We start from the raw sequence: 25,910 nt of genomic DNA on the forward strand, positions 1-25,910 counted from the left end.
CCTAGCGCTTGTTCATCGCCAGGAGCGAAGCACGTTCCTGGTCCATGCGGGCCATGAGCGGCTGGCTCTGCGCCAGGAAGCGCGAGATCTCGTTCTTGGCGATGGGATCGGCCATGGGCAGCTTCACTCCCAGCGGATCGACATGGTTGCCGTTGATACGGAATTCATAATGCAGGTGCGGGCCGGTTGCCAGGCCGGTCATCCCCACGTAGCCGATCACCTGGCCCTGCTTCACCGCGACACCGGCCCGCATGCCCTTGGCGATCCGGCTCATATGGCCGTAGACCGTGGTGTAGGTCTTGCCATGCTGGATCATCACCACGTTGCCATAACCATTCTCCGTGCCGGCCTTGGCGATCTTGCCATCGCCGGTGGCATGGATCGGCGTACCGGTGGGCGCGGCGTAGTCGACGCCCTTGTGCGCCCGCATCTTGTTCAGCACTGGATGGAAGCGGCCCATGGTGAAGCGCGAGCTGATCCGTGAGAACTCTACGGGGGTACGGATGAAGGCCTTGCGCATGCTGCCGCCTTCCGCCGTGTAATAGTTGGTGGTGCCGTTCTTCGCGGTGTAGCGCACGGCCGTATAGGCCTTGCCCTTGTTCACGAAGCGCGCCGCCAGGATATTGCCGTAGCCCACGTGCTTGCCGTTGACCACCTTGTCCTCGTACACCACCTCGAATTCGTCGCCTTCCTGGATGTCCAGCGCGAAGTCGATGTCGTAGCCGAAAATGTTGGCCAGGGCCATGGTCATGTCATGGGACAGTCCAGCTTTCTGCGCCGCGGCGAACAGCGAACTGGTGATCCGTCCCTGTGCATAGGCCTTGCGGATATCCGGGGTGACGGTCTTGTGCTCGACCTCGTAACCCTGGTCCGACTTGACCAGCGATAGCGTCTGCAGCGCGGTGAGCTTGGTACGCACCGCCAACAGCGCGCCAGAAGGCTCGCGCTGGAATTCGATCTTCTGGCCCACCCGCAGGCGGGTCAGCTTCTTCGCTTCCTTGCTGCTGGCCAGGACCTCATGGACCACGGCGGCGGCCAGGCCGGCGCGCTCGAACAGCGTCGAGAGCGTGTCGCCCTTGCGTACCGTCTCTGTGATCCATTGCGGCTCGGGCGTCTCGGCGACGGTCTCGGCCTCTTCCGTGGCGGGCGTCTCTTCAGCGGTCTGTTCGGCCGGCTGGTCCGGCGCAATCTGAGCGAAAGGGGAAGTGGTCTGGGTATCCGCAGCTTGAGTATCGGAGAGCACTTGCTCCTTTAGATCGTCCTGACCTTGCACGGTGCTCGCGGCATCGTGCTCAACATCCAAGTTGATGGAAGTACGTTTCGCCTCGACCTGCTGAGAGGGAAACACGAGCAAGGCCAGACTCAAGAGTGCGGCTACCCCGCTGGCGGCCACGAGGTGGCTTTTGGGGTAAAACGGACTGTTGGCGATTGGCTTCGTCATTTAGATAAAGTGATGATGTGACGTTAAAAGAAGTGAATAACTGCCTAAAATATAATCAAAATCTGGCTGTCACAACCCTTTGCGGCCTTGATCCGACGTGCCGGCTGGCGGCTGCTAGGGGCATCTTGATAAGGTTCACGCTTTCGAAATTCAGAGGCGAAGCCCCATGAAAACGGTCCAGGAGCAGCTGGCGGTCATCAAGCGTGGAGCAGATGAGCTGCTCGTCGAGTCAGAGCTTGTAACAAAACTGGAGCGCGGCACCCCGTTGCGCATCAAGGCAGGCTTCGATCCGACTGCCCCGGACCTGCACCTCGGGCATACCGTCCTGATCAACAAGCTGCGCCAGTTCCAAGAGCTGGGTCACCAGGTCATCTTCCTGATCGGCGACTTCACCGGCATGATCGGCGACCCCAGCGGCAAGACCGCCACCCGCCCGCCGCTGACTCGCGAGCAGGTCCTGGAAAACGCCGAGACTTATAAAGCTCAGGTCTTCAAGATTCTCGATCCGGCGCGTACCGAGGTGGCTTTCAACGCCTCCTGGATGGATCAGCTGTCCCCGGCCGACTTCATTCGTCTCTCTTCGCAATACACCGTGGCCCGTATGCTCGAGCGCGACGACTTCAGCAAGCGCTATGCGAGCAACCAGTCCATCGCCATCCATGAGTTCCTCTATCCCCTGGTGCAAGGCTACGACTCCGTTGCCCTGCGTGCCGACGTCGAGCTGGGTGGCACCGACCAAAAATTCAACCTGCTCATGGGGCGTGAGCTGCAGCGTGCCTATGGCCAGGAAGCCCAGTGCATCCTCACCATGCCGCTGCTCGAAGGTCTGGACGGCGTGAAGAAGATGTCCAAGTCCCTGGGCAACTACGTCGGCATCCAGGAAGCCCCGGGTGTCATGTACAACAAGCTGGTCTCCATCCCCGACACCCTCATGTGGCGTTACTTCGAGCTGCTCAGCTTCCGCAGCCTGGAGGAGATCGCTCAATTCAGGGGCGACGTCGAGAAGGGCGCCAACCCCCGCGATATCAAGATCAAGCTGGCCGAAGAGATCGTCGCCCGTTTCCATGGCGAGGAAGCGGCGCAGAACGCCCACCGTTCCGCGGGCAACCGTATGAAGGATGGCGAGCTGCCCGAAGATCTGCCCGAAGTCGAGCTGGAGACCGATGCGGCGCTGCCGGTCGCTGCCGTCCTTAACAAGGCGGGCCTGGTAAAGAACGCTGCCGCTGCGCGCGACCTGCTGGCTGCTGGCAGCGTGAAGGTAGATGGCGAGGTGGTCGACCGCGGCTTCCAGTTCGAGATCGGCCGTACCTATATATGTCAGGCCGGCAAGAAGGCTTTTGCCCGCATCAACGTCCGTCAGCAATAAATTTGAAATAACCTGTTGACCTGCTCCGAAACTCCCCTATAATGCGCCCCACTTCCGGCGCAGACGCTGAAGGGGCTTGAAAATCAAGCACTTAGGTCTGAGTCGGGCGAGGGGTCTACGGAGTCCTCGCCAGTTGGTCTTCACCTCAGGGTGCTGACGAAATGAAGGGGAGGGGTTGACAGCGTCTCAGGATGCTGTAGGATTCGCCTCCCGCTGCCGCGATCGGTTGATCTGGTCGGGGTGGTGCAAGTGGTTGAGTTGAAACGAAAAAGTTCAAATCAATGCTTGACAGGATGTGAGGCTGGCGTAGAATGCGCGCCTCGGTTGACGACACGGTCGCAACCAACTGCTCTTTAACAAGTTGAATCAAGCAATTCGTGTGGGTGCTTGTGAGATAAGTCTGATGTCGCAAGATTATCAGCAACACAAGTAACTCGTGAATTCATGAGTTTTTTGCGATTGCTGAGCCAAGTTTAGGGTTTTCTCAAAACCCGATCAGTCTACTTAACTGAAGAGTTTGATCATGGCTCAGATTGAACGCTGGCGGCAGGCCTAACACATGCAAGTCGAGCGGATGAGAGGAGCTTGCTCCTCGATTCAGCGGCGGACGGGTGAGTAATGCCTAGGAATCTGCCCAGTAGTGGGGGACAACGTTTCGAAAGGAACGCTAATACCGCATACGTCCTACGGGAGAAAGTGGGGGATCTTCGGACCTCACGCTATTGGATGAGCCTAGGTCGGATTAGCTAGTTGGTAGGGTAACGGCCTACCAAGGCGACGATCCGTAACTGGTCTGAGAGGATGATCAGTCACACTGGAACTGAGACACGGTCCAGACTCCTACGGGAGGCAGCAGTGGGGAATATTGGACAATGGGCGAAAGCCTGATCCAGCCATGCCGCGTGTGTGAAGAAGGCCCTCGGGTCGTAAAGCACTTTAAGTTGGGAGGAAGGGCTTACAGCGAATACCTGTGAGTTTTGACGTTACCAACAGAATAAGCACCGGCTAACTTCGTGCCAGCAGCCGCGGTAATACGAAGGGTGCAAGCGTTAATCGGAATTACTGGGCGTAAAGCGCGCGTAGGTGGCTTGATAAGTTGGATGTGAAATCCCCGGGCTCAACCTGGGAACTGCATCCAAAACTGTCTGGCTAGAGTGCGGTAGAGGGTAGTGGAATTTCCAGTGTAGCGGTGAAATGCGTAGATATTGGAAGGAACACCAGTGGCGAAGGCGACTACCTGGACTGACACTGACACTGAGGTGCGAAAGCGTGGGGAGCAAACAGGATTAGATACCCTGGTAGTCCACGCCGTAAACGATGTCAACTAGCCGTTGGGATCCTTGAGATCTTAGTGGCGCAGCTAACGCATTAAGTTGACCGCCTGGGGAGTACGGCCGCAAGGTTAAAACTCAAATGAATTGACGGGGGCCCGCACAAGCGGTGGAGCATGTGGTTTAATTCGAAGCAACGCGAAGAACCTTACCTGGCCTTGACATGCTGAGAACTTTCCAGAGATGGATTGGTGCCTTCGGGAACTCAGACACAGGTGCTGCATGGCTGTCGTCAGCTCGTGTCGTGAGATGTTGGGTTAAGTCCCGTAACGAGCGCAACCCTTGTCCTTAGTTACCAGCACATAATGGTGGGCACTCTAAGGAGACTGCCGGTGACAAACCGGAGGAAGGTGGGGATGACGTCAAGTCATCATGGCCCTTACGGCCAGGGCTACACACGTGCTACAATGGTCGGTACAAAGGGTTGCCAAGCCGCGAGGTGGAGCTAATCCCATAAAACCGATCGTAGTCCGGATCGCAGTCTGCAACTCGACTGCGTGAAGTCGGAATCGCTAGTAATCGTGAATCAGAACGTCACGGTGAATACGTTCCCGGGCCTTGTACACACCGCCCGTCACACCATGGGAGTGGGTTGCTCCAGAAGTAGCTAGTCTAACCTTCGGGAGGACGGTTACCACGGAGTGATTCATGACTGGGGTGAAGTCGTAACAAGGTAGCCGTAGGGGAACCTGCGGCTGGATCACCTCCTTAATCGAAGATGTCAGCTTGCTGACAAGCTCCCACACGAATTGCTTGATTCACTGATAGAAGAGCAATTGAGTTAGATAGACTCAAGGTAAGACGATTGGGTCTGTAGCTCAGTTGGTTAGAGCGCACCCCTGATAAGGGTGAGGTCGGCAGTTCGAATCTGCCCAGACCCACCAATCGATGGGGCCATAGCTCAGCTGGGAGAGCGCCTGCTTTGCACGCAGGAGGTCAGGAGTTCGATCCTCCTTGGCTCCACCATTTCCTTGGTGGCCCATGCGCGTCACTGCCAGTCACCTGACTAACACAATTGCTTGAAAGCTCAGAAGTGAGCCTTTGACTTCCTTCATCACCTAGTGAAGAGGGAAGGGCACAAAAGCTGACTTCTGGTCTTTGATCAGAACTGTTCTTTAAAAAATTGGGAAAGTGATAGAAGTAGACTGCATTGATTGTTTTCACTGGCAATCAATGTCGTCAAGGTAAAATCTTGCGAACTCAAGCGCAAGTTTTCGGCGAAATGTCGTCTTCACTCATCTAACGCCTGCAGATCGGTAGCATCCTTGGATGCCAGCGAGATTGCTTGGGGTTATATGGTCAAGTGAAGAAGCGCATACGGTGGATGCCTTGGCAGTCAGAGGCGATGAAAGACGTGATAGCCTGCGATAAGCTTCGGTGAGGTGGCAAATGACCTGTGACCCGGAGATCTCTGAATGGGGGAACCCACCTAGGATAACCTAGGTATCTTAACCTGAATCCATAGGGTTAAGAGGCGAACCAGGGGAACTGAAACATCTAAGTACCCTGAGGAATAGAAATCAACCGAGATTCCCTTAGTAGTGGCGAGCGAACGGGGACCAGCCCTTAAGTTGATTTGAGAGTAGCGGAACGCTCTGGAAAGTGCGGCCATAGTGGGTGATAGCCCTGTACGCGAAACGCTCTTATCAATGAAATCGAGTAGGACGGGGCACGAGAAACCCTGTCTGAATATGGGGGGACCATCCTCCAAGGCTAAATACTCCTGACTGACCGATAGTGAACCAGTACCGTGAGGGAAAGGCGAAAAGAACCCCGGAGAGGGGAGTGAAATAGAACCTGAAACCGTATGCGTACAAGCAGTGGGAGCCTACTTTGTTAGGTGACTGCGTACCTTTTGTATAATGGGTCAGCGACTTATTTTCAGTGGCGAGCTTAACCGAATAGGGGAGGCGTAGCGAAAGCGAGTCTTAATAGGGCGTCTAGTCGCTGGGAATAGACCCGAAACCGGGCGATCTATCCATGAGCAGGTTGAAGGTTAGGTAACACTGACTGGAGGACCGAACCCACTCCCGTTGAAAAGGTAGGGGATGACTTGTGGATCGGAGTGAAAGGCTAATCAAGCTCGGAGATAGCTGGTTCTCCTCGAAAGCTATTTAGGTAGCGCCTCATGTATCACTCTGGGGGGTAGAGCACTGTTTCGGCTAGGGGGTCATCCCGACTTACCAAACCGATGCAAACTCCGAATACCCAGAAGTGCCGAGCATGGGAGACACACGGCGGGTGCTAACGTCCGTCGTGAAAAGGGAAACAACCCAGACCGTCAGCTAAGGTCCCAAAGTCCTGGTTAAGTGGTAAACGATGTGGGAAGGCTTAGACAGCTAGGAGGTTGGCTTAGAAGCAGCCACCCTTTAAAGAAAGCGTAATAGCTCACTAGTCGAGTCGGCCTGCGCGGAAGATGTAACGGGGCTCAAACCAGGCACCGAAGCTACGGGTATCACCTCTGGTGATGCGGTAGAGGAGCGTTCTGTAAGCCTGTGAAGGTGAGTTGAGAAGCTTGCTGGAGGTATCAGAAGTGCGAATGCTGACATGAGTAACGACAATGCGAGTGAAAAACTCGCACGCCGAAAGACCAAGGGTTCCTGCGCAACGTTAATCGACGCAGGGTGAGTCGGTCCCTAAGGCGAGGCTGAAAGGCGTAGTCGATGGGAAACGGGTTAATATTCCCGTACTTCTAGTTACTGCGATGGGGGGACGGAGAAGGCTAGGCCAGCTTGGCGTTGGTTGTCCAAGTTTAAGGTGGTAGGCTGATCGTTTAGGTAAATCCGGACGGTCAAGGCCGAGAGCTGATGACGACCCTTCTTTTAGAAGGGGAAGTGGTTGATGCCATGCTTCCAGGAAAAGCCTCTAAGCTTCAGGTAACTAGGAACCGTACCCCAAACCGACACAGGTGGTCGGGTAGAGAATACCAAGGCGCTTGAGAGAACTCGGGTGAAGGAACTAGGCAAAATGGCACCGTAACTTCGGGAGAAGGTGCGCCGGTGAGGGTGAAGGGTTTACCCCGTAAGCTCATGCCGGTCGAAGATACCAGGCCGCTGCGACTGTTTATTAAAAACACAGCACTCTGCAAACACGAAAGTGGACGTATAGGGTGTGACGCCTGCCCGGTGCCGGAAGGTTAATTGATGGGGTTAGCGCAAGCGAAGCTCTTGATCGAAGCCCCGGTAAACGGCGGCCGTAACTATAACGGTCCTAAGGTAGCGAAATTCCTTGTCGGGTAAGTTCCGACCTGCACGAATGGCGTAACGATGGCGGCGCTGTCTCCACCCGAGACTCAGTGAAATTGAAATCGCTGTGAAGATGCAGTGTATCCGCGGCTAGACGGAAAGACCCCGTGAACCTTTACTGTAGCTTTGCACTGGACTTTGAGCTTGCTTGTGTAGGATAGGTGGGAGGCTTTGAAGTGGGGACGCCAGTTCCCATGGAGCCATCCTTGAAATACCACCCTGGCAACCTTGAGGTTCTAACTCTGGTCCGTCATCCGGATCGAGGACAGTGTATGGTGGGCAGTTTGACTGGGGCGGTCTCCTCCTAAAGAGTAACGGAGGAGTACGAAGGTGCGCTCAGACCGGTCGGAAATCGGTCGCAGAGTATAAAGGCAAAAGCGCGCTTGACTGCGAGACAGACACGTCGAGCAGGTACGAAAGTAGGTCTTAGTGATCCGGTGGTTCTGTATGGAAGGGCCATCGCTCAACGGATAAAAGGTACTCCGGGGATAACAGGCTGATACCGCCCAAGAGTTCATATCGACGGCGGTGTTTGGCACCTCGATGTCGGCTCATCACATCCTGGGGCTGAAGCCGGTCCCAAGGGTATGGCTGTTCGCCATTTAAAGTGGTACGCGAGCTGGGTTTAGAACGTCGTGAGACAGTTCGGTCCCTATCTGCCGTGGACGTTTGAGATTTGAGAGGGGCTGCTCCTAGTACGAGAGGACCGGAGTGGACGAACCTCTGGTGTTCCGGTTGTCACGCCAGTGGCATTGCCGGGTAGCTATGTTCGGAAGAGATAACCGCTGAAAGCATCTAAGCGGGAAACTTGCCTCAAGATGAGATCTCACTGGAGCCTTGAGCTTCCTGAAGGGCCGTCGAAGACTACGACGTTGATAGGTCGGGTGTGTAAGCGCTGTGAGGCGTTGAGCTAACCGATACTAATTGCCCGTGAGGCTTGACCATATAACACCCAAACAATCTGACCGTGTGTCAGAGCGTGAGGAAGACGACGCCGAAAACGGCGCGTGGGTTCGCAAGACCCAAGACGACACGTTTACTTCTGTCACCGACCCAATTGGGCCAACCAGGCAGCGTCATCGCCTGGCCAGCCAACCGAATTGCTTGACGAACATAGAGCATTGGAACCACCTGATCCCTTCCCGAACTCAGAAGTGAAACGATGCATCGCCGATGGTAGTGTGGGGTTTCCCCATGTGAGAGTAGGTCATCGTCAAGCGCCTAATACCCAGCACCCCCGCTCAGTTCATTCTGGCGGGGGTGTTGTCTTTGGGGCGGGAAAAGTTTGGCTGTGGTGCTAAGAACGCTTGGGGTCTAAACCTGTAGGTCACGTGGCGGGGGTTGCCCTCGCCCCAGCCCTCTCCCGCGGGGCAAGGGGGCTAGGAGCGGTGCTCCGGAGGCTTGGGTGTGGCCGGTCAGGAAAGGTGCCGCTTGGAACCCGGCAAAGAGCAAGCGCCACAACAGCCCGGCTGCGCCGGGCTGTTGTGGCCATCGCGATTAGGCTGCTGTAGGTTGGGCTGAGCTTGCGAAGCCCAACATTCGAGCGCTATGCGTGGGCGTTGCGTTTTGGGTGGAGGCTGGGTGTTGGGCTTCGCTGTGCTCAACCCAACCTACCGAGACAAAGATACGAAAAAGCCCGGCATGTGCCGGGCTTTTTGCGTTCTGGCAGGGGCTCAAGCGGGTTCGGGAAGAGCCAGGTCGCGTTTGGCGATGTATTTCCAGTCGGCTTCGTCGATGTAGATGCCGCCTGGGCCGCTGCCGCCTTCGAGGTCGATGGCGACCTGGGCGCTGACCTGGGGTTTGACGCTGGCCAGGATGGGCACGAAGCCTAGTTGCTGGCTGGTCTCGATCAGGGCCTGCTGGTTGCGTTCGTCGATGTCGGCGGCTTCGTCCAGGTAGTAGGGCAGGCGGATCTTGGCGGCCTGTTCCCGATCCATCAGGTGCAGCAACAGGTACATGTTGGTCAGCGCCTTGATGGTCATGGTGGTGCCGTTGGAAGCCGCGCCGTCGATGTCGGTGTGCAGGATCGGCTGGCCACCCTGCTTGGTGATCTCGAAGGCCAGTTCGAACAGGTCCTTGAGGCCGAGCTGGTTGCCGTTGGCGGCGACCAGGCGTGCCAGGTATTCCTTGGCTTCCTCGTTCTTCTGGTCCTGGCTGCTGTCCTGGGTGAGATCGAATACCGAAAGGGTCTCGCCTTCTTCGTATTGGCCAGCGCTGTGGATGATCTGGTCAATGTGCTTGAGGGCATCCTTGTTCGGTGCCAGCACGATGCGGAAGCTTTCCAGGTTGGAGACCTGCTTGCGGTTGATCTCGCGGTTGAACAGCTGCAACTGGTGTTCGAGGTTGTCGTAATCGCTGCGGATGTTTCTCAGGGTGCGGGCGATGTCGGTGACGGCGGCGCGGCGCGCCTTGGCCAGCGTCAGGGCTTCGTCCTGGCGGTGGGCATAGGCGTTGACCAGTAGTTGCAGGCGGCGCTCGGGATCTTCCTCGTTGTCGAACTTGGCCACGCCCTTGAGGCGCACCTGGGCATAGAGCGCCTCGATCTGGGTGTCGGCGCGCTGCAGGGCTTGCCAGGTGTCCTGGTAGTCGTTGAGTAGCGGCAGCAGGTTTTCCAGGGAGTCGTCCACCGCTTCCATGAAGGGCGTGCCCTGGGGCAGGTCGGTGGGCAGCAGCTGGCGGCGGCGCAGGGCGTCGGCCAGGGTGCGGTCCTTGGCTTCCAGGTCGGCCAGTTGGCGGCCGATCAGTTGCAGCTTGGCGGAGAGTTGCTGGACGCGTTCGGTGAAGGCGTCGCCGGCCCGACGTAGCTCGTCCTGGGCGGCTTCCAGCTGGGCCAGTTGTTCGAGCTTTTCGTTTTCCTCGGCGCTCAGGGTCTGGCAGCGACGGAAGTCTTCCAGGGCCTTCTGGGCGTCCAGCACCTGTTGGTAGAGGGCTTCGGCCTGGGCCTTGCTGGCCTGGCGGTCGGCGATGACGCCCTGCTGGGCCTTGAGTTGCTTGAGTTCGCGCTCAAGACGATCCTTTTGGTCGCGCAGAGCGGCACGGTCGGCCAGGGCCTGGAGAGTGGGCGGTTCGATGCCCGAAAGGTCGAGGGACAGGCCGGGGAGTTCGAAGCGGTCCCCGTGGAAGCGTTCCAGTACCCCTTCGAGGGTCTTCAGCCAGCTACCGTCTTCGGCCAATTCGACGCCCTTGGGCCCCAGCGGCAGGCTGAACAGTTGGCCGTTGAACAGGCGCATCAGACGGTCCACGTCGGCCTGGCTGAATTCCTCGCGCAGGCGGGCGTAGCTGTTGTTGTCGGCATGGTCGAGTTGCTGTCGTAGGCCCTTGAGGCGCTGCTCCAATTCGCGGACGCGCTGGTCGAGGTCTTCGCTGCTGAACTGGCGCGACTGGGAAAGGGCGCCGGCCAATTCGTCGTGGGCATCCTTGGCCGCCAGGAGCTGGGCTTCCAGGGGCGCGGTGGACTCCACCAGGGCGAAGCGGTGCTTGAGCTGGGCCAGTTCGGCCAGCCAGCGTTGCAGGCCGCTGATCTCGCGTTCCAGGCGCATCAGTTCGCTGGTGCCGTCGCGTTGGTTCTGCTGCAGGCTGTCCTGCTCCAGGCGATAGTGTTCGCTCTGGGCCAGGAGCTCGTCGCGACGGTCGATGGCGTAGTGCTGCCAGGTGCCGAGCAGGCTGTCGAGCAGCGGCGAGAGGCGATGCAGCTTGCCTCTCAGGCGGTCGCGCTGTTCCACGCCATTGGCCAAGGCTTCCACCAGGGGACCAGCGGCGACCAGGGACTGGTAGTCCTGCTCCATGCGGCGCACGTCGCGGAAGGCCTCCTCGCAGGCGGCGATGTAGTCGACGCTACCGGATCTTAGGCTGTGCTCGAAGGCATCGAGGAACAGCTGCTTGAGCTTGGCCGCGGTGATCTCGCGCATGTGCAGCAGGTTGATGAACAGGGCGCGGAAGGTCTTGAGGCTCTGCTCGCTGGTGGACCGGAGTGGAATGAGGGTGAGGTCCAGGGGGATGCTGGTGTGACCGCCGACCAGTAGCCGACGCAGTTCCTCGGGCTTGACCTCGTAGGCCTTGAGACCGGCGCGTTCCAGGTTGGCGAAGAGTTCGCGCTGGCGCAGGCAGGTGCCGTCGCGCTGGTAGTGGGCCAGGTCCAGCTCGCCGGCATAGGCGAAGAACTGGTGGCCAAAGCCACCGCCCGGGCCACGGCCGGCCACGCCGATGACGTGGGGGCCGTGGGCCAGGCGCAATTCGATGAGGATGTAGCTGGTATCGGTGGCGAAGTAGAACTTGCGCGACTGCTCGTTGCTGTACTTGCCGAAGCTCATGTCCGAGAGCCGCGCCAGGATGGGGAATTGCAGGGCGTTGATCGAGGCGCTCTTGCCCAGGTTGTTGGCGCCGTAGACCGACAGCGGCTGCTCCAGCGGGAACAGGCCCAGGCTGTAGCCGGCGGTGTTGAGCAGGGCGAAGCGGCTGATGCCGTAGCGGATCATAGGTCGAACTCCCGTTCTTCGGCGATGGCGCGGGCCAGGGCGGCCTCTTCGTCATCCTCGGCGCCTTCTTCGTCGGGGCCATCCTCGTCAGGGCTGTTTTCATCACTGGCGAGGGTCGGCGCTGGCAGCGGCAGGTCGCTGGCGTGCAGGCTGGCGGCCAAGTCGCGGTCCTGCTGCACGGCCAGGCAGACATCAAGGAAACGGTGCATGGGCGGCAGGAAGCGGTAGCTACCATTGCTGTCCAGCGCAAAGCCGAGCTGGGTCAGGCGGCGCAGGATCTTTTCTTCCAGCTCGTCCTGGGTGGTGACCTCGGCCTGCAGGAAGAGGTCGCGGTACTTGTCCAGCAAGGCTGGCAGTTCGGGCCGGCCAAGGGTGCCGCCGTCGAGCACGGCCAGCGGATCGCGACCCTGGTCGGCGAGATGCTCCACCAGGATGAAGGTGAACAGCGCCAGGCGCTGGGCGGTCTTGTTGACCTGGGTGCCCATCTGCTCGGGGACGAAGTAGTAGAAGCCGCGCGGATCGCAGACCAGCTCGAAGCCGAGGGCGCGGAACAGGGCGCGGTACTGGTCCTGCTGCTGGCTGAGCTGGGCGTAGCACTCAGGCTCGCTGCGGGACAGGTGATAGCCCTTGAACAGCTCGCGGAAGATGGGCGCGAGCTGGGTCATTTCGTTGAGATCAAGTTGCATGGGCATCGCTCGCGGGGGATCGGGCGGCCAGGGCGTAGGAGCACAGGCTGACGCGGTGTTCGAGGGTGTCGTAGTGGCGGCGGTCCAGGCGCTCGCGCTGGAAGCGCGCATCGCGGGACAGGCGCGAGAACCAGTAGAGCAACTCGTCGGTATCGCCGGCCGGTTCCTGTTCCAGCAGCCAGGCCATGAGGTCGGGCAGCGGCAGGGCGTCCTGGCAGAGGTCGAGCATCTCGCGGGCGGTACGAGGCGCGGCGGGGCGCTCGGCGTCCCGTTGCCGATTGCTCTGGCTGGGGAAGCGCGCCGGCTTGGGTTCGAAGCGGGCCAGGGCGTAGACGTAGCTTTCCACCTGGGCGGCGCTGCCGAGGAAGACGCTTTGCGGCCGGCTGAACAGTGGCAGGGCGGCCTGGGGCACGGCGTCGAGGCCGCGGCGGCGGATGGCGGCCAGGGCCAGGGCGGCGCCGCGGGTTACGGCGTTGTGCCGGCGGGCTTCTTCGCGCAGCGGCAGCAGCAGTTCGCGGGCGCGTCTCAGCGCCAATTGGGCGGCGTTGTGCATCTCCAGGATGCGCGCCTGGGTGCGCAGCAACAGGTCGTCGTCGACCAGGTGGCCGAGACGCTGCTGTTCGCCCAGCAGGTGCAGCAGTACCTGTTCGACGCGATGCACGCCGCGCTCGAAGGCGCCGTCGGCGGCGACCAACTGGATCATCGGCTCGACGTATTCGTCCCAGGTGGCCAGCACCTCGGCATAGCGCTGCCGTAGGGGGATCTGGCGATCACTGGTCTTGGCGCGCTCGGCGACGCCTTCCAGGGCGTGGCCGTCGTTGGCCAGCTTCTTGAGGACGTCGCGCACGCGCATGTCCAGCAGGCGCAGTTGGCGCGCCAGGTCCGGACCGTCGCGATTGTCGAAGGCTTCGCGGATATGGCCGGCGAGGCGTTCCAGGTGGCGCAGGTAGGCCTCGATCTCCAGGCACAGGCCGAGGCGGTGCTCGCGCCTGAGATAGCCGAGGAAGTCGTGGATCTGGCCGTTGAGTTCGAAGCGGTTGGGGCTCTTGGCTACCGGTACCAAGATATCGAGGCGAATCCAGGTGTCGAGCAGGGCCGTGAGGTCGGCCGGCGTGCGCTCGGGCAACTGCTCGGCCAGGCGGGCGCGCAACTCGGCCAGGCCCAGGGTGCCGCTGTCGAAGTGGGCGCACAGCGGGTCGATGAGGTGCCAGTGTTCGGCAAGGGTACGCAGGACGCGTTTGGGGTCGATCATGGCGGGGACCGCACCAGGCAAAAGCGCCATTGTACTCCAGACGCCAGAGCCTTCGATGTGACAGCGGTGGGACCGATGGGCAGGGCGGCCTTTCGATCTGGGACGATCCGCGCGACAATGCCGCCCCCGCCGCGTATCCCAAGGATCCGCCCATGCCCGACACCGCTGCCTCCGCTTCCCCGTCGCTCGCCGCCGAGGCGCGTCGTCGCGCCTATCTGCAGGCGCTGCAACTGGATGTCTGGGTGCCGCGCACGGCCTTGCCCTTCGCTGCACCTTCGCGGCCGGAGGCACTGTGGGTAGAGGTGCCGGAAGAGACGCCGGTCGTCGCCAGGGTGGTCAAGCCGGAGCCGGTGCCCCAGGCGGCGCCGACGGTCGAGGCGCCTCCTGCGGTCCGGCCGCGGATCGAGATCGCCCGTCCCAGCCCGGTCAAACCGGCACCGACCGCCGTGGTCGAGCCGGAACCGGAACGGGCGCCTCCGCCGCCACGCGAACCGGCGCCACGCTTCGCCCTGCAACTGTTGCAGGCGGGGCGTTGCCTGTTGCTGCTGGAATTGCCGACCGGGGACATCCTGGGGTCGCGCGATCCGGCCGCCTTGCTGCTCAAGGATCTGCTGCGCGCTGCCGGCCTGCCGGACACGCCGAAGATCATCAGCGAGGAGCCCATTCGCTGGCCGCTGCTCAACAGCGGTCAGCTCGATCAGGGCCCGGCGGCGGCCTGCGAGTTCGTGCAGAGCTATGTGTCGGGACACCAGGAGCGGCTGGGCGAAGGCCTGGGCCTCTGGTTGATCGGTACGGCCGCCCGGCGCTGCGCTGGGGTCGAGGATCTACAGGCGACCGGGGTGGAACGGGAGACGGCCCTGGGCTCAGCCTGGCTGGTGCCGGGGCTGGATGTATTGATGGAAGAGCCGGCCGCCAAGGCCGCGCTCTGGCAAGCCATGCGCCCCTTGCGGCGCCGCTGGATGGAACAGTAATGAGCGATGCGGTGCGCTTTCGGCGAATGACCGAAGCCGATCTGAACACGGTATTGAAGATCGAATACCAAGCCTTCAGCCACCCCTGGACCCGCGGCATCTTCCTGGATGCGCTCAAGTCCTACGACTGCTGGGTGATGCTGGTGGGAGAGCAACAGGTGGGGCATGGGGTGATCAATGTCATCCTCGATGAGGCCCATCTGCTCAATATCACGGTCAAGCCGGAAAACCAGGGGCGCGGACTCGGGCTGCGCCTGTTGGAGCAACTGATGCAGGAAGCTCGGCGGGCCAAGGCCAACGAGTGCTTCCTGGAGGTGCGGGCCAGCAACCAGTCGGCCTATCGCCTGTACGAACGCTATGGCTTCAACGAAATCGGCCGCCGGCGGGACTACTACCCCGCGGTCGGCGGCCGGGAAGATGCGCTGGTGATGGCCTGTACCCTGCTGGACTAGGCCTTCAGCCGCTTTAGTGATCGGCGCGCTTCTCGTCAAGATCCAGGGCGGCATCGCCGGCGAGATCTTCGTCGTTGGCGTCCAGATCGGCGTAGCGGGCGTCCCGCCGCGTTTCGGCCTCGTTGGGCTCGCTGGCGTCGCCATCCCAGGTCTGGCCATCCAGCGGATGGCTGCGGCCCAATTCGGCTTCGTCCTGGCCTGAGCCGCCGCCGATCTCACTGTCCTCGACCACGCTCAGGTCCTTGTCGTTGGGCCAGGCGTCGCCGTAGTCGCTGGGCGAGCGGGCGCCGGTTTCGTCCAGTAGGGTTTCCGGGCTGGCATCGTCCATGGTCGGCTGATGATCGAGGGTCTCGCCGCCGGTCAGCCCGGCCTGGCGGACGCGCTCCTCGGGGAATTGCCCCTGGTAGTCACGCTCGTCCATCTCGTCGCCGGCACGGCCCTGGCGATCGTCCTTGCGGTCACTGAAATCGAGTTCGCGCATGTCTCCCATGCGATCCTGGATGTCGTCGATCTCTTCGGGGGTCTTGGTAATGTCGGGCTTGTTCATTATGGTCTCCAAGGGCTTGGCTGCTAGAGCGTCTCCCTGATTCCGACTACGAGCCGGCCGGGGGAATTCCTCTGCGCCGCTGGAAGGTGTGAACGAACGATACGGTTACCCGGCAGTCGTACTTTTCATGATCGACCTCGACAGCTTCACCTCATCGGGCCAGCCTTTGGCCTTCTTCTTCGATCTGGATGGCACCCTGGCAGAACTGCAGCCACGTCCGGAACAGGTTTTCATTCCCGCCGAAACCCTCGCCGCGCTGGACCTCCTGGCGCGCCAGCATGGCGTGGCCGTGGTATCCGGGCGGCCCTTGGCGGAGATCGACCGCTTCACCGCACCGTTGCAGCTCCCGGCTGCGGGCGTCCATGGTGCCGAGTGGCGCGATCCGCAGGGCAATACCCATAGGGTCGAACTGGATGCCGGCCTGCTGGCCCAGGTCGGCCAGCGGTTGGAGAGCGCCCTGGCGGACCATCCGGACCTGCTGCTCGAACGCAAGAGTGTGGCCTTCGCCCTGCACTATCGCCAGGCGCCCGAGAAGGAAGCGCTGGTACGAGAGCTGGCGGAAGGCATCGCGGCCGAGCACCCGGAATTCAAGCTGCAACCGGGCAAGTGCGTCTTCGAGCTCAAGCCTGCAGGCGCGAGCAAGGGCGAGGCCATCAGCCGATTTCTAGAACTGGAACCCTTCGCCGGCTGCCTGCCGGTGTTTCTCGGTGACGATCGCACCGATGAAGCGGGGTTCGCTGTCGTCAATGCGCGAGGCGGTCTGTCCATCAAGGTAGGGGAGGGGGAGACGGTCGCCAAGACCCGCCTGCCTTCGGTTGCAGCGGTAGCCCTCTGGCTGCAGCAACTGAGCCGTGACCTCGCGCGAAATTATAAGCAAGGAGATTAGGATGAGCCGTTTAGTGGTGGTATCGAATCGGGTGGCCCCGATCGAGGAAGGCAAGGCGACCGCGGGCGGTCTGGCGGTGGGCGTTCTGGATGCCCTGCGCAAGTCGGGTGGCATCTGGTTCGGCTGGAATGGCGAGACGGTCAAGGAAAACGGGCCGGCCAAGACCCAGACCAAGGACAACATCGACTACGTGACCTTCGGCCTGACCAAGCGCGATTACGACCACTACTACCGGGGCTTCTCCAACGCCACCCTCTGGCCGATCTTCCACTACCGGATCGACCTGGCGCGCTACAACCGCGAGGAATACGACGGTTATCGGCGGGTGAACATGGCCATGGCCGAGCGCCTGAAGCCGCTGCTCCAGCCCGACGACATCATCTGGGTGCACGACTACCACCTGATTCCCTTCGCCGAAGCCTGCCGCATGCTGGGTATCCGTAACCGCATCGGCTTTTTCCTGCACATTCCCTTCCCGGCGCCGGAAATCCTCACCGCCATCCCGCCGCACAACGAGCTGCTCAAGACGCTGTGCTTCTACGACCTCATCGGCTTCCAGACCGATACCGACCAGCTGGCCTTCCAAGACTACATTACCCGCGAGGTGCGCGGGGTACTGGAAAAGGATGGCAGCCTGACCGCCTATGGCCACAACTTCCGCGTGGGCGTCTATCCCATCGGGGTGATGCCGGACGTGATCCAGAAGCAGGCCGAGTCCTATCGCACGCGGCGCCAGTTCATCTCGCGCAGCATCGAGGGCGTGCCCTACAAGACCATCGTCAGCGTCGACCGACTCGACTATTCCAAGGGACTGGTAGAGCGCTTCCAGGCCTTCGAGAAGCTGCTGGAGAATTTCCCCGAGCACCACAAGGCTGTGCAGTTCGTGCAGATCGCGCCGTCCTCGCGGGCGGATGTGGTGTCCTACCAGAACATCCGTCGCCAGTTGGAGAGCCATGCCGGCCATATCAACGGCCACTTCTCCGAGCTGGACTGGACGCCCATTCGTTATCTGAACAAGAGCTATGACCGCCGCACGGTGATGGGGCTGTTCCGCTCCTCCGACGTGGGTCTGGTGACGCCGCTACGCGACGGCATGAACCTGGTGGCCAAGGAGTACGTGGCGGCCCAGGACCCGGAAAATCCCGGGGTGTTGGTGCTGTCGCGCTTCGCCGGCGCGGCGCGGGAACTCAATTCCGCGCTGATCGTGAATCCCTATGACCACATCGGCATGGCCGAGGCGCTGGACCGGGCGCTGCGCATGTCGCTGGAAGAGCGCAAGGCGCGCTACGAGGACATGATGCGGGTGATCCGTCAGGCGGACCTGGCATCCTGGCGCGACAACTTCCTGCGCGACCTGCGAGCTTTCAGCTCCAAGACGCTGGTGCAGTCCATCGACAGCAAGGCGGTCGATAGCGAAGAGGTGGACAGCAAGCAGAAGGTTGCCCTGTAGCGGCTGCTGTTTCGATGGAGCCCGGCTTTGGCCGGGCTTTTTCATGGCGGTAAAAAGGCCGGCCATTGGCAATGGACGGGGTGGCGGTACCCTCTCCCTAGCCCTCTCCCGGAGGGAGAGGGGACTAAGAGCGACGCCGCCTGGAGTTTTCATGCCTGGAAAAAATCCAGGCAATAAAAAAGGGTCAGCTTACGCTGACCCTTGGAAATAGGTGGTGGCTACGCAGGGACTTGAACCCCGGACCCCAGCATTATGAATGCTATGCTCTAACCAGCTGAGCTACGTAGCCATCCGAGGCGCGCATTATTGGCAAGAGGCGGGTGGCTGTCAAGTCTGACATCCAAGATTTTTCATCGAGCGATCAGAGGCTTAGGCGAAAGGTGGCCGGGCGGTCGAGCGGTTTACCGAACGCCCCTCGTTGGCAGGAGATAACACAACCGTACAATTCTATTTTAATGTGATTTTTTAAGCTTTAAGCGTGCTGATTTTCAATTTATTGATAAATTGGAAGCGCGTCGCTAGGATAATTTTCATTAAATTGAATATTCGAGTCCTGGCATGAAGCTCAAGGTACAGTCGTTTCTCGATAGGCGCTGGCAGGATGCACTGTCGCTCACCTTCGCGCAGCCGGAGCGACTGGCGGAATCCTCGTGTACCAGTGGCTACGAGCTGAGCTATCTGGCCGAGCATTACGAACGGCTGGATTCGCCCTTCGCGGTATCGATCAGCGGCGCGCAACGCCTGAGCTGGAACGGGCAATACGGTACTGGCCTGCCGGCCTTCGTCTACGACCTCTTGCCCACAGGCGCGGCGCGCCGCTGGTTGGAGCAGCGGCTGCAGGAGTGGGGGCTATGGTGATGCCGCTGGAGGTGGCGGAACGCGATCAACTGATCACCGACATCTGCCAGGGCGTGATCGACGGCGAACTCGATTTCGCCACCGCCGTGCGCCGGCTGCGGGTCGAGGTGACCGGACTCAATCAGGCGCCTTTCGCGCGAATGTGCAAGATTTCCCTGGGCGCCTTGCTGCAGCTGGAGCATGGAACCGGCAATCCGACGTTGAAGACGCTGGATTCGGTGTTTCGGGTGTTTGGTCTGCGGTTGTCATTGGCGCTACGCACCGATACCCGGCCCTGAGCAAGGTGCCTCGCCTAGCGCTAGTGACATTCCGCAACGTCGAGTTGCAGGGGCAGCAGTTTGTAACCCCGTTGTCCGAGCGCGCTGCCACCAGAGTGTCCAAGGCGCGGCGTGCCAGTTTCTCGCCTGGCTGGGACAGGACGGTAGGCTTCGAAGGCATCGTCACCTCCTGCGTGTTCGGCTGGGCGGGGCGCGCCGACGAGTCCGGCACCTTCATGCGCCAAGAGATCCAGAAGTACGTGGACAGGTACTGGCCTGGCGCTCCGCCGAGTGCCGCGGCGGCTCAGTCTTCGTCCGGACCCGGCTGGATGTCGTCCATCTTCAGTTCGAGGCGATAGGCCAGCGCCAGGAACAGCGCCTGGCAGAGGCACAGGGTGGCGGTCAGCGAGCGGAAGGCGAAGGCACTGCCCTCGCTGACCAGCAACAGGCCGTCGGCGCGCTTGGCCAGCGGTGAGAGGGTGCTATCGGTGATGATCAGCGTCTTGGCCTTGTGGTGCTGGGCGATGCGCACGCACTGCTGGCTTTCCTTGCCGTAGGGACTGAAGCTGATGGCGATGAGCAGGTCGCCCTGGGCGATGCTGCGCATCTGCTCGCGATAGCCGCCACCCAGGCCGGTGATGAGGTGGATGCGCTTCTTGGTGTGCTGGAGGTTGTAGACCAGGTAGTCGGCCACCGCGAAGGAACGGCGCACCCCCACCACATAGATGTTGTCGGCATTGACCAGCAGTTCGATGGCCTGGTCGAAGGCCGCGTCGTCAAATTCCTCGCCCAGTCGCTCGATGCCGGAGCGGGTGGCATTGATGCACTCCCGCGCCAGATCGCTACCGCTCTCGTTCTTGCTCTTGTTGGCGATCAGGTTGCGGATGCGTTGCTGGTAGTTCTGCACCGGCGTGGTCTTGTGGGTGTAGGCCTCGCGAAACAACGCCTGCATCTCGCTGAAACCGCGGAAGCCGAATCTCTGGCAGAAGCGCACGATGGCCGAGGGGTGCACCTCGCACTGGCTGGCGATGTCGCTGATGCGATCGACCATCACCCGGTCGCTTTGCTGGCTGACATAGGCCGCCACGCGCTTGAGCTGGCGCGGCAAGCTCTCGTAGTCGTTGGCGATGGCGGCCAGCAGGGATTCGACGCTGGCGGGCGGTTCGGCGTGGGGGCCACCAATAGGCAGGTCGTCGGGCAATGTCTCGGCGGACATGGAGGGTCTCTCTTATCGGTACTGTCGGCAAGGTAACCCATTCGCCGGATGGCGTCGAAGCGCCGAACCCGAAAGCCCAGGGTGGTTGATTGGAAAATTAATTCTATAAAATTGCATTTGAAAAAAATATTGATTTTTGCATTTTCGCGTTCTAGCCTGGGTTCATTCCGAACACGCGCGATCCTGCTGCAGCGATCGCGGCGATAACAATAAACAGGAGCCACCCATGGGTGATCAATTCTTCGCCAGCGGGCGCCAGTTGGACGTGATCTGCCTCGGACGCCTGGGTGTCGATCTCTATGCCCAGCAGATCGGCGCCCCGCTGGAAGATGTCGGCAGCTTCGCCAAGTACCTCGGGGGCTCCTCCGCCAACATCGCCTTCGGCACCGCACGCCTGGGGCTGAAGTCGGCGATGCTGACCCGGGTCGGCGATGACCACATGGGCCGCTTCCTGACCCGCGCCCTGGAGCGTGAAGGCTGCGACACCCGCGGCATCACCGTGGATCGCGAGCGGCTGACCGCCATGGTGCTGCTGGGCATCAAGGACCGTGAGACCTTCCCCCTGGTGTTCTACCGCGAGAATTGCGCAGACATGGCGCTCTGCGCGGAGGACATCGACGAAGCCTTCATCGCCAGTGCCAAGGCGCTGCTGATCACCGGCACCCATTTCTCCACCGAGGGCGTGTTCCAGGCCAGTAGCCAGGCGCTGGATTACGCGGAAAAGCATGGGGTGAAGCGGGTACTGGACATCGACTATCGCCCGGTGCTCTGGGGTCTGACCGGCAAGGCCGATGGCGAGACCCGCTTCATCGCCAGCGCCGAGGTCAGCGCCCACGTGCAGCGTATCCTGCCGCGCTTCGACCTGGTGGTGGGCACCGAAGAGGAATTCCAGATCGCCGGCGGCAGCGAGGACCTGCTCAGCGCCCTGCGTCGGGTGCGCGAGGTGACCGCGGCGACCCTGGTGGTCAAGCTCGGTGCCCAGGGCTGCACGGTAATCCATGGCGCCATCCCGGCCCGGCTGGAAGACGGTGAGATCCATCGCGGCATCCGCGTCGAGGTGCTCAATGTGCTGGGCGCCGGCGATGCCTTCTTGTCCGGCTTCCTGCGCGGCTGGCTCACCGGCGGCGATGATGCCCAGTGCTGCCGCCTGGCCAATGCCTGCGGCGGCCTGGTGGTGTCGCGCCATGCCTGCGCCCCGGCCATGCCGACCCTGGCGGAGCTGGACTACCTGTTCGCCAGCCCGGTGCCCATCACCCGGCCGGATCTGGATGCCATGCTCAATCGCCTGCACCGGGTCGGTACCCTGCAGCGCGACTGGCGCCAGCTGTTCATCTTCGCCTTCGACCACCGCTACCAGCTGGTGGAGGCTGCCCAGCAGGTGGGCGCCGATCCGGCGCGGATTCCGGCGCTCAAGGCGTTGTTCGTCCAGGCCATCGAGCAAGTCGAGGCGGATTTGACCCGGCAGGGCGTGGCGGCGGATGTCGGGCTGCTGGCCGACGAGCGCTTCGGCCAGGACGCCCTGAATGCCGCCACCGGCCGCAGCTGGTGGGTGGCGCGGCCGGTGGAATTGCAGAATTCGCGGCCGCTGGCCTTCGAGCATGGTCGCTCGGTGGGCAGCAATCTGCTGAGCTGGCCGAGCGAGCAGATCGTCAAGTGCCTGGTGCAATTCCACCCCGACGACGAACCCCTGCTGCGCCTGGAGCAGGAGGCCCAGCTCAAGGGCCTGTACCAGGCGGTCCAGGCCAGCGGCCATGCGCTGCTGCTGGAAGTCATCCCGCCGAAGCAGCATGCCTCCCAGCGACCGGACGTGCTCTACCGGGCCATCAAGCGACTGTACAACCTGGGCATCTACCCGGAGTGGTGGAAGATCGAGGCCCAGCCGGCGGCGGTCTGGCAGCAACTCGATGACCTGATCGCCGAACGTGATCCCCATTGCCAGGGCGTGGTATTGCTGGGGCTGAATGCGCCGGCCGAGGACCTGGCCGAGGGCTTCCGTCAGGCGCGCAGCAGCTCGACCTGCCGCGGCTTCGCCGTGGGCCGGACCATCTTCGGCCAGCCGAGCCGGGCCTGGCTGGCCGGTGAGCTCGACGACGCCGGGCTGATCGCGCAGATCCGCAGCAATTTCGAATTCCTGATCCAGGCCTGGCGTGACGCCCGCGCCTGATCGCCACCCGACGAGCCTTCCCGACATGACCGCACAACAACAAAGACTCAAGATCGGCATCAATCCCATCTCCTGGGCCAACGACGACCTGCCGGCCCTGGGCGGTGATACCCCGCTGGAGACCATCCTGCGCGAGGGCAAGGAGATCGGCTTCCAGGGCTTCGAACTGGGCGGCAAGTTTCCCAGCGAGCCGAAGGCGCTGGGCCAGGTGCTCGGCCAACATGGCCTGGAGCTGGTGTCCGGCTGGTATTCCAGCGGCCTGGCGCACCGTGACGTGGAAGCCGAGATCGAGGCGATTCGCCCGCACTGCCGGCTGCTGGCCGAGAACGGTGCCAAGGTGCTGGTGTACGGCGAGGTGGCCGGCTCCATCCAGGGCCAGCGCGTGCCCCTGATCGAACGGCCGCGTTTCCATAGCGACGCCGCCTGGCAGGCCTACGCCGAGAAGCTCGACCGCCTGGCTGCCTTCACCCTCAGCCAGGGCCTGCGCCTGGCCTATCACCACCACATGGGCGCCTATGTGGAGTCGCCCGAGGACATCGCCCGCTTGATGGCGCTGACCTCCAAGGATGTCGGCCTGCTGTTCGACGCCGGCCACTGCTACATGGGCGGTGGGGATCCCCTGAGCGTGTTGCAGCAGCATCTAGACCGGGTCTGCCACGTGCACTTCAAGGATGTGCGCAAGGCCGTGGTGCAGCTGGCGCGCAACAACCAGTGGAGCTTTCCGGACTGCATCCTCAACGGCACCTTCACCGTGCCTGGCGATGGCGATATCGACTTCTCGGCGCTGCTCAAGGTGCTGGTGGCCGGCGGCTACCAGGGCTGGCTGGTGGTGGAAGCCGAACAGGACCCGGCCGTGGCGCCGGCCTACGAATACGCCAAGAAAGGCTACGACCATCTGCGCCAGCTGGTGGCGCAGGCCACCGCCTGAGGAGGCCCGCGATGAATCTGCTCGTCAAAGCCGACCGTAGCGCCCGCGACCTCGTCAGCGTTCCGGCCGGTGCCCTGGAATACGTCGGCTTCGCCGCCCATCGCCTGCAAGCGGGCGAGTCGCTGCCGGTGGTGGCTGGCAGCCTGGAAGTCTGCATCGTGCTGCTCAGTGGCGGCGCCAGTATCGAAGGCGGTCATCCGCAGCTGGGCGACTTCGCCTGGCGTGGGCTGGCCGGTCGCCAGAGCGTGTTCGAGGACGTCTCGCCCTATGCCGCCTACCTGCCCCCGGGCAGCGAGGCGCGGGTGACCGCCGACAGCCCCGCCGAGATCGCCGTCTGTACCTCGCCGGGCAATCCGCTGGCCAGCGAGTGGCTACCGCCGCGGCTGATCGAGCCGGCGAGCATGGCGCGTTCCACCCGCGGCAAGGGTGCCAATACCCGCTATGTCTGCGACATCCTGCCGGACACCGCAGCAGCCCATTCGCTGCTGGTGGTGGAGGTGCGCACCCCGTCCGGGCATTCCTCCAGCTATCCGCCCCATCGCCATGACCGCGACAACCTGCCGGAGGAGAGCCTGCTGGAGGAGTCCTACTACCACCGCATCGATCCGGGCCAGGGCTTCGTCTTCCAGCGCGTCTACACCGACGAGCGCGACCTGGACCAGGCCATGGCGGTGGAAGACCACGACGTGGTGCTGGTGCCGCGTGGCTACCACCCGGTCAGCGTGCCCTATGGCTACGAGTCCTACTACCTCAACGTGATGGCCGGGCCCAAGCGCATCTGGAAATTCCACAACGATCCGCAGCACGAGTGGCTGCTGAGCCGCTAACCCTTTCGCACCCGCCATGGCGGCGACCCAGGACACGAGGATTCAGGACATGAGCGACACCCCCGTCATCGGGCACTACATCAACGGCGAGGTCTCGACCCAGGCCGAGCGCTTCAGCGATGTCTTCAATCCGGCCGAGGGCGTGGTCAAGGCGCGCGTGGCCCAGGCCACGGTGCAGACCGTGGACCAGGCCGTCGCCGCCGCCAAGGCGGCCTTTCCCGAGTGGTCCGAGCAATCGGCCCTGCGCCGGGCGCGTATCCTGTTTCGCTTCAAGGAATTGCTCGACCAGCACCACAAGGAGCTGGCGGCCACCATTACCAGTGAGCACGGCAAGGTCTTGTCCGATGCCATGGGCGAGGTGACCCGCGGCATCGAGGTGGTGGAGTTCGCCTGCGGCGCGCCGCACCTGGCCAAGACCAGCTACACCGACAACATCGGTGGTGGCATCGACAACTGGAATCTACGCCAGCCGCTGGGCGTCTGCGCCGGCATCACCCCCTTCAATTTCCCGGTGATGGTGCCGCTGTGGATGATTCCCATGGCGCTGGCCACCGGTAATACCTTCATCTTGAAGCCCTCCGAACGCGATCCCTCCGCCAGCCTGCTGTTGGCCGATCTGCTCAAGCAGGCGGGGCTGCCCGATGGCGTGTTCAACGTGGTCCAGGGTGACAAGGTGGCAGTGGACGCCCTCCTGCAGCACCCGGATGTGGAGGCCATCTCCTTTGTCGGCTCGACGCCCATCGCCGAATACATCCACCAGGAAGGCACCCGCCGCGGCAAGCGCGTCCAGGCCCTGGGCGGCGCCAAGAATCACATGATCGTGATGCCCGACGCCGACCTGGACCAGGCCGCCGACGCCCTGATCGGCGCCGGCTACGGCTCGGCCGGGGAGCGCTGCATGGCCATCTCCATCGCCGTGGCGGTGGGCGAGGTGGGCGATGCCCTGATCGAGAAACTGCTGCCGCGCATCGACGCCCTGCGGGTGCGCAACGGCGTGGAAGCCGATGCCGACATGGGCCCGCTGGTGACCGGCCAGCACAAGGCCAAGGTCGAGGGCTACATCACCAAGGGTGTGGAGGAGGGCGCCAGGCTGCTGGTCGATGGGCGAGGCTTCAAGGTGCCCGGCGCCGAGAACGGCTTCTTCGTCGGCGCCACCCTGTTCGACGGCGTCACCCCGGAGATGACCATCTACAAGGAAGAGATCTTCGGCCCGGTGCTGGGTATCGTGCGGGTGCCGGACTTCGCCAGCGCGGTGGCGCTGATCAACGCCCACGAATTCGGCAATGGCGTGTCCTGCTTCACCAGCGACGGCGGCATCGCCCGCGCCTTCGCCCGCACCATCAAGGTGGGCATGGTCGGCATCAACGTGCCCATCCCGGTGCCCATGGCCTGGCATTCCTTCGGCGGCTGGAAGAGATCGCTGTTCGGCGATCACCACGCCTATGGCGAGGAAGGCCTGCGCTTCTACACCCGCTACAAGAGCGTGATGCAGCGCTGGCCCGACAGCATCGCCAAGGGCGCCGAATTCAGCATGCCCACCGCCAAGTGAGCCGGGAGA

Annotated in this window: 17 protein-coding genes, 3 tRNA genes and 3 rRNA genes; 16 read left to right on the forward strand and 7 right to left on the reverse strand. The window is 62.1% G+C overall.

Annotation, left to right across the window (positions count from 1 at the left end; all coding sequences use genetic code 11):
- Position 1: 1 nt before the first annotated feature.
- Entirely contained in the window at positions 2-1,441 is a 1,440-nt protein-coding gene (locus CCZ28_RS19060; protein WP_167509258.1) for an OapA family protein, read from the reverse strand.
- Positions 1,442-1,607: 166 nt separating this feature from the next.
- Here CCZ28_RS19060 and tyrS point away from each other — a divergent pair, with 166 nt between their 5' ends.
- The 6 genes from tyrS to rrf all read left to right on the forward strand — a co-directional run bounded on the left by tyrS (position 1,608) and on the right by rrf (position 8,602).
- On the forward strand, positions 1,608-2,807 hold the full coding sequence (tyrS, locus tag CCZ28_RS19065) for a tyrosine--tRNA ligase (protein WP_140220400.1): 1,200 nt from the start codon (positions 1,608-1,610) through the stop codon (positions 2,805-2,807).
- A gap of 505 nt (positions 2,808-3,312) precedes the next feature.
- Positions 3,313-4,849 (forward strand): 16S ribosomal RNA (locus CCZ28_RS19070).
- 96 nt (positions 4,850-4,945) lie between these two features.
- Positions 4,946-5,022 (forward strand) — tRNA-Ile (locus CCZ28_RS19075).
- Between the two features lie 6 nt (positions 5,023-5,028).
- Positions 5,029-5,104 (forward strand) — tRNA-Ala (locus tag CCZ28_RS19080).
- A 331-nt stretch (positions 5,105-5,435) separates the two neighbouring features.
- Positions 5,436-8,328: ribosomal RNA gene (locus tag CCZ28_RS19085) — 23S ribosomal RNA — on the forward strand.
- A gap of 158 nt (positions 8,329-8,486) precedes the next feature.
- Positions 8,487-8,602: ribosomal RNA gene (gene rrf, locus CCZ28_RS19090) — 5S ribosomal RNA — on the forward strand.
- Together the 16S, 23S and 5S rRNA genes with 2 tRNA genes alongside form the textbook arrangement of a ribosomal RNA operon.
- A 454-nt stretch (positions 8,603-9,056) precedes the next feature.
- Here rrf and mksF read toward each other — a convergent pair.
- Genes mksF through mksB form a run of 3 tightly spaced genes read right to left on the reverse strand, consistent with a single transcriptional unit; the run spans position 9,057 to position 13,796 of the window.
- Positions 9,057-11,858, reverse strand: coding sequence for an Mks condensin complex protein MksF (gene mksF, locus CCZ28_RS19095; protein ID WP_140220401.1), 2,802 nt, complete (start codon positions 11,856-11,858; stop codon positions 9,057-9,059).
- Positions 11,855-12,544, reverse strand: a complete 690-nt coding sequence (mksE, locus tag CCZ28_RS19100; protein ID WP_140220402.1) for an Mks condensin complex protein MksE — start codon at positions 12,542-12,544, stop codon at positions 11,855-11,857. Before mksE ends, mksF begins: the two co-directional genes overlap by 4 nt.
- Complete coding sequence (gene mksB, locus CCZ28_RS19105) at positions 12,534-13,796, reverse strand: Mks condensin complex protein MksB (RefSeq protein WP_140220403.1); 1,263 nt, start codon at positions 13,794-13,796, stop codon at positions 12,534-12,536. Before mksB ends, mksE begins: the two co-directional genes overlap by 11 nt.
- Before the next feature lie 152 nt (positions 13,797-13,948).
- On the opposite strand from mksB, the gene CCZ28_RS19110 reads away from it, so the two are divergent.
- Entirely contained in the window at positions 13,949-14,767 is an 819-nt protein-coding gene (locus CCZ28_RS19110) for an energy transducer TonB (RefSeq protein ID WP_140220404.1), read from the forward strand.
- Positions 14,767-15,219 carry a ribosomal protein S18-alanine N-acetyltransferase gene (rimI, locus tag CCZ28_RS19115; RefSeq protein ID WP_140220405.1) on the forward strand — a complete coding sequence of 151 codons (453 nt, stop codon included), beginning with the start codon at positions 14,767-14,769 and terminating at the stop codon, positions 15,217-15,219. Before CCZ28_RS19110 ends, rimI begins: the two co-directional genes overlap by 1 nt.
- 13 nt (positions 15,220-15,232) lie before the next feature.
- On the opposite strand, the gene CCZ28_RS19120 is transcribed toward rimI, so the two are convergent.
- Entirely contained in the window at positions 15,233-15,766 is a 534-nt protein-coding gene (locus CCZ28_RS19120) for a hypothetical protein (protein ID WP_140220406.1), read from the reverse strand.
- A gap of 127 nt (positions 15,767-15,893) precedes the next feature.
- Here CCZ28_RS19120 and otsB point away from each other — a divergent pair, with 127 nt between their 5' ends.
- Together otsB and otsA are read left to right on the forward strand one after the other, a co-directional pair.
- Positions 15,894-16,652, forward strand: a complete 759-nt coding sequence (otsB, locus tag CCZ28_RS19125) for a trehalose-phosphatase (protein ID WP_140220407.1) — start codon at positions 15,894-15,896, stop codon at positions 16,650-16,652.
- A gap of 1 nt (position 16,653) precedes the next feature.
- Positions 16,654-18,102 (forward strand): alpha,alpha-trehalose-phosphate synthase (UDP-forming), encoded by a 1,449-nt coding sequence (gene otsA, locus CCZ28_RS19130; RefSeq protein WP_140220408.1) that lies wholly within the window; start codon positions 16,654-16,656, stop codon positions 18,100-18,102.
- 212 nt (positions 18,103-18,314) lie between these two features.
- Here the strand turns inward: otsA and CCZ28_RS19135 are convergent.
- Positions 18,315-18,391: transfer RNA gene (locus CCZ28_RS19135), tRNA-Met, on the reverse strand.
- 269 nt (positions 18,392-18,660) lie between these two features.
- Here CCZ28_RS19135 and CCZ28_RS19140 point away from each other — a divergent pair.
- Positions 18,661-18,960: a hypothetical protein gene (locus tag CCZ28_RS19140; protein WP_140220409.1), complete on the forward strand. Its 300-nt coding sequence runs from the start codon at positions 18,661-18,663 to the stop codon at positions 18,958-18,960.
- Positions 18,960-19,238: a helix-turn-helix domain-containing protein gene (locus CCZ28_RS19145; protein WP_140221395.1), complete on the forward strand. Its 279-nt coding sequence runs from the start codon at positions 18,960-18,962 to the stop codon at positions 19,236-19,238. Before CCZ28_RS19140 ends, CCZ28_RS19145 begins: the two co-directional genes overlap by 1 nt.
- A gap of 283 nt (positions 19,239-19,521) precedes the next feature.
- On the opposite strand, the gene CCZ28_RS19155 is transcribed toward CCZ28_RS19145, so the two are convergent.
- Positions 19,522-20,433, reverse strand: coding sequence for a MurR/RpiR family transcriptional regulator (locus CCZ28_RS19155; protein WP_140220410.1), 912 nt, complete (start codon positions 20,431-20,433; stop codon positions 19,522-19,524).
- Positions 20,434-20,659: 226 nt separating this feature from the next.
- On the opposite strand from CCZ28_RS19155, the gene CCZ28_RS19160 reads away from it, so the two are divergent.
- From CCZ28_RS19160 to CCZ28_RS19175, 4 genes are read left to right on the forward strand one after another with little or no spacing between them, the layout of a single operon-like run.
- The gene (locus CCZ28_RS19160) at positions 20,660-22,597 is read left to right on the forward strand and encodes a bifunctional 5-dehydro-2-deoxygluconokinase/5-dehydro-2-deoxyphosphogluconate aldolase (protein WP_140220411.1); all 1,938 of its coding nucleotides are present in this window, start codon (positions 20,660-20,662) and stop codon (positions 22,595-22,597) included.
- A 25-nt stretch (positions 22,598-22,622) separates the two neighbouring features.
- Positions 22,623-23,525 (forward strand): myo-inosose-2 dehydratase, encoded by a 903-nt coding sequence (gene iolE, locus CCZ28_RS19165; RefSeq protein WP_140220412.1) that lies wholly within the window; start codon positions 22,623-22,625, stop codon positions 23,523-23,525.
- Positions 23,526-23,536: 11 nt separating this feature from the next.
- The gene (gene iolB / locus CCZ28_RS19170) at positions 23,537-24,352 is read left to right on the forward strand and encodes a 5-deoxy-glucuronate isomerase (protein ID WP_140220413.1); all 816 of its coding nucleotides are present in this window, start codon (positions 23,537-23,539) and stop codon (positions 24,350-24,352) included.
- Positions 24,353-24,401: 49 nt separating this feature from the next.
- Complete coding sequence (locus tag CCZ28_RS19175) at positions 24,402-25,901, forward strand: CoA-acylating methylmalonate-semialdehyde dehydrogenase (RefSeq protein ID WP_140220414.1); 1,500 nt, start codon at positions 24,402-24,404, stop codon at positions 25,899-25,901.
- Positions 25,902-25,910: the final 9 nt, after the last annotated feature.

Source organism: Pseudomonas oryzihabitans, assembly GCF_006384975.1.
Lineage (GTDB): Bacteria > Pseudomonadota > Gammaproteobacteria > Pseudomonadales > Pseudomonadaceae > Chryseomonas > Chryseomonas psychrotolerans_B.

Bases quoted from the DNA above. Each gene is read 5' to 3' on its own strand.
- CCZ28_RS19060 (WP_167509258.1), bottom strand. From the start codon at position 1,441: ATGACGAAGCCAATCGCCAACAGTCCGTTTTACCCCAAAAGCCACCTC.
- tyrS (WP_140220400.1), top strand. From the start codon at position 1,608: ATGAAAACGGTCCAGGAGCAGCTGGCGGTCATCAAGCGTGGAGCAGAT.
- mksF (WP_140220401.1), bottom strand. From the start codon at position 11,858: ATGATCCGCTACGGCATCAGCCGCTTCGCCCTGCTCAACACCGCCGGC.
- mksE (WP_140220402.1), bottom strand. From the start codon at position 12,544: ATGCAACTTGATCTCAACGAAATGACCCAGCTCGCGCCCATCTTCCGC.
- mksB (WP_140220403.1), bottom strand. From the start codon at position 13,796: ATGATCGACCCCAAACGCGTCCTGCGTACCCTTGCCGAACACTGGCAC.
- CCZ28_RS19110 (WP_140220404.1), top strand. From the start codon at position 13,949: ATGCCCGACACCGCTGCCTCCGCTTCCCCGTCGCTCGCCGCCGAGGCG.
- rimI (WP_140220405.1), top strand. From the start codon at position 14,767: ATGAGCGATGCGGTGCGCTTTCGGCGAATGACCGAAGCCGATCTGAAC.
- CCZ28_RS19120 (WP_140220406.1), bottom strand. From the start codon at position 15,766: ATGAACAAGCCCGACATTACCAAGACCCCCGAAGAGATCGACGACATC.
- otsB (WP_140220407.1), top strand. From the start codon at position 15,894: ATGATCGACCTCGACAGCTTCACCTCATCGGGCCAGCCTTTGGCCTTC.
- otsA (WP_140220408.1), top strand. From the start codon at position 16,654: ATGAGCCGTTTAGTGGTGGTATCGAATCGGGTGGCCCCGATCGAGGAA.
- CCZ28_RS19140 (WP_140220409.1), top strand. From the start codon at position 18,661: ATGAAGCTCAAGGTACAGTCGTTTCTCGATAGGCGCTGGCAGGATGCA.
- CCZ28_RS19145 (WP_140221395.1), top strand. From the start codon at position 18,960: ATGCCGCTGGAGGTGGCGGAACGCGATCAACTGATCACCGACATCTGC.
- CCZ28_RS19155 (WP_140220410.1), bottom strand. From the start codon at position 20,433: ATGTCCGCCGAGACATTGCCCGACGACCTGCCTATTGGTGGCCCCCAC.
- CCZ28_RS19160 (WP_140220411.1), top strand. From the start codon at position 20,660: ATGGGTGATCAATTCTTCGCCAGCGGGCGCCAGTTGGACGTGATCTGC.
- iolE (WP_140220412.1), top strand. From the start codon at position 22,623: ATGACCGCACAACAACAAAGACTCAAGATCGGCATCAATCCCATCTCC.
- iolB (WP_140220413.1), top strand. From the start codon at position 23,537: ATGAATCTGCTCGTCAAAGCCGACCGTAGCGCCCGCGACCTCGTCAGC.
- CCZ28_RS19175 (WP_140220414.1), top strand. From the start codon at position 24,402: ATGAGCGACACCCCCGTCATCGGGCACTACATCAACGGCGAGGTCTCG.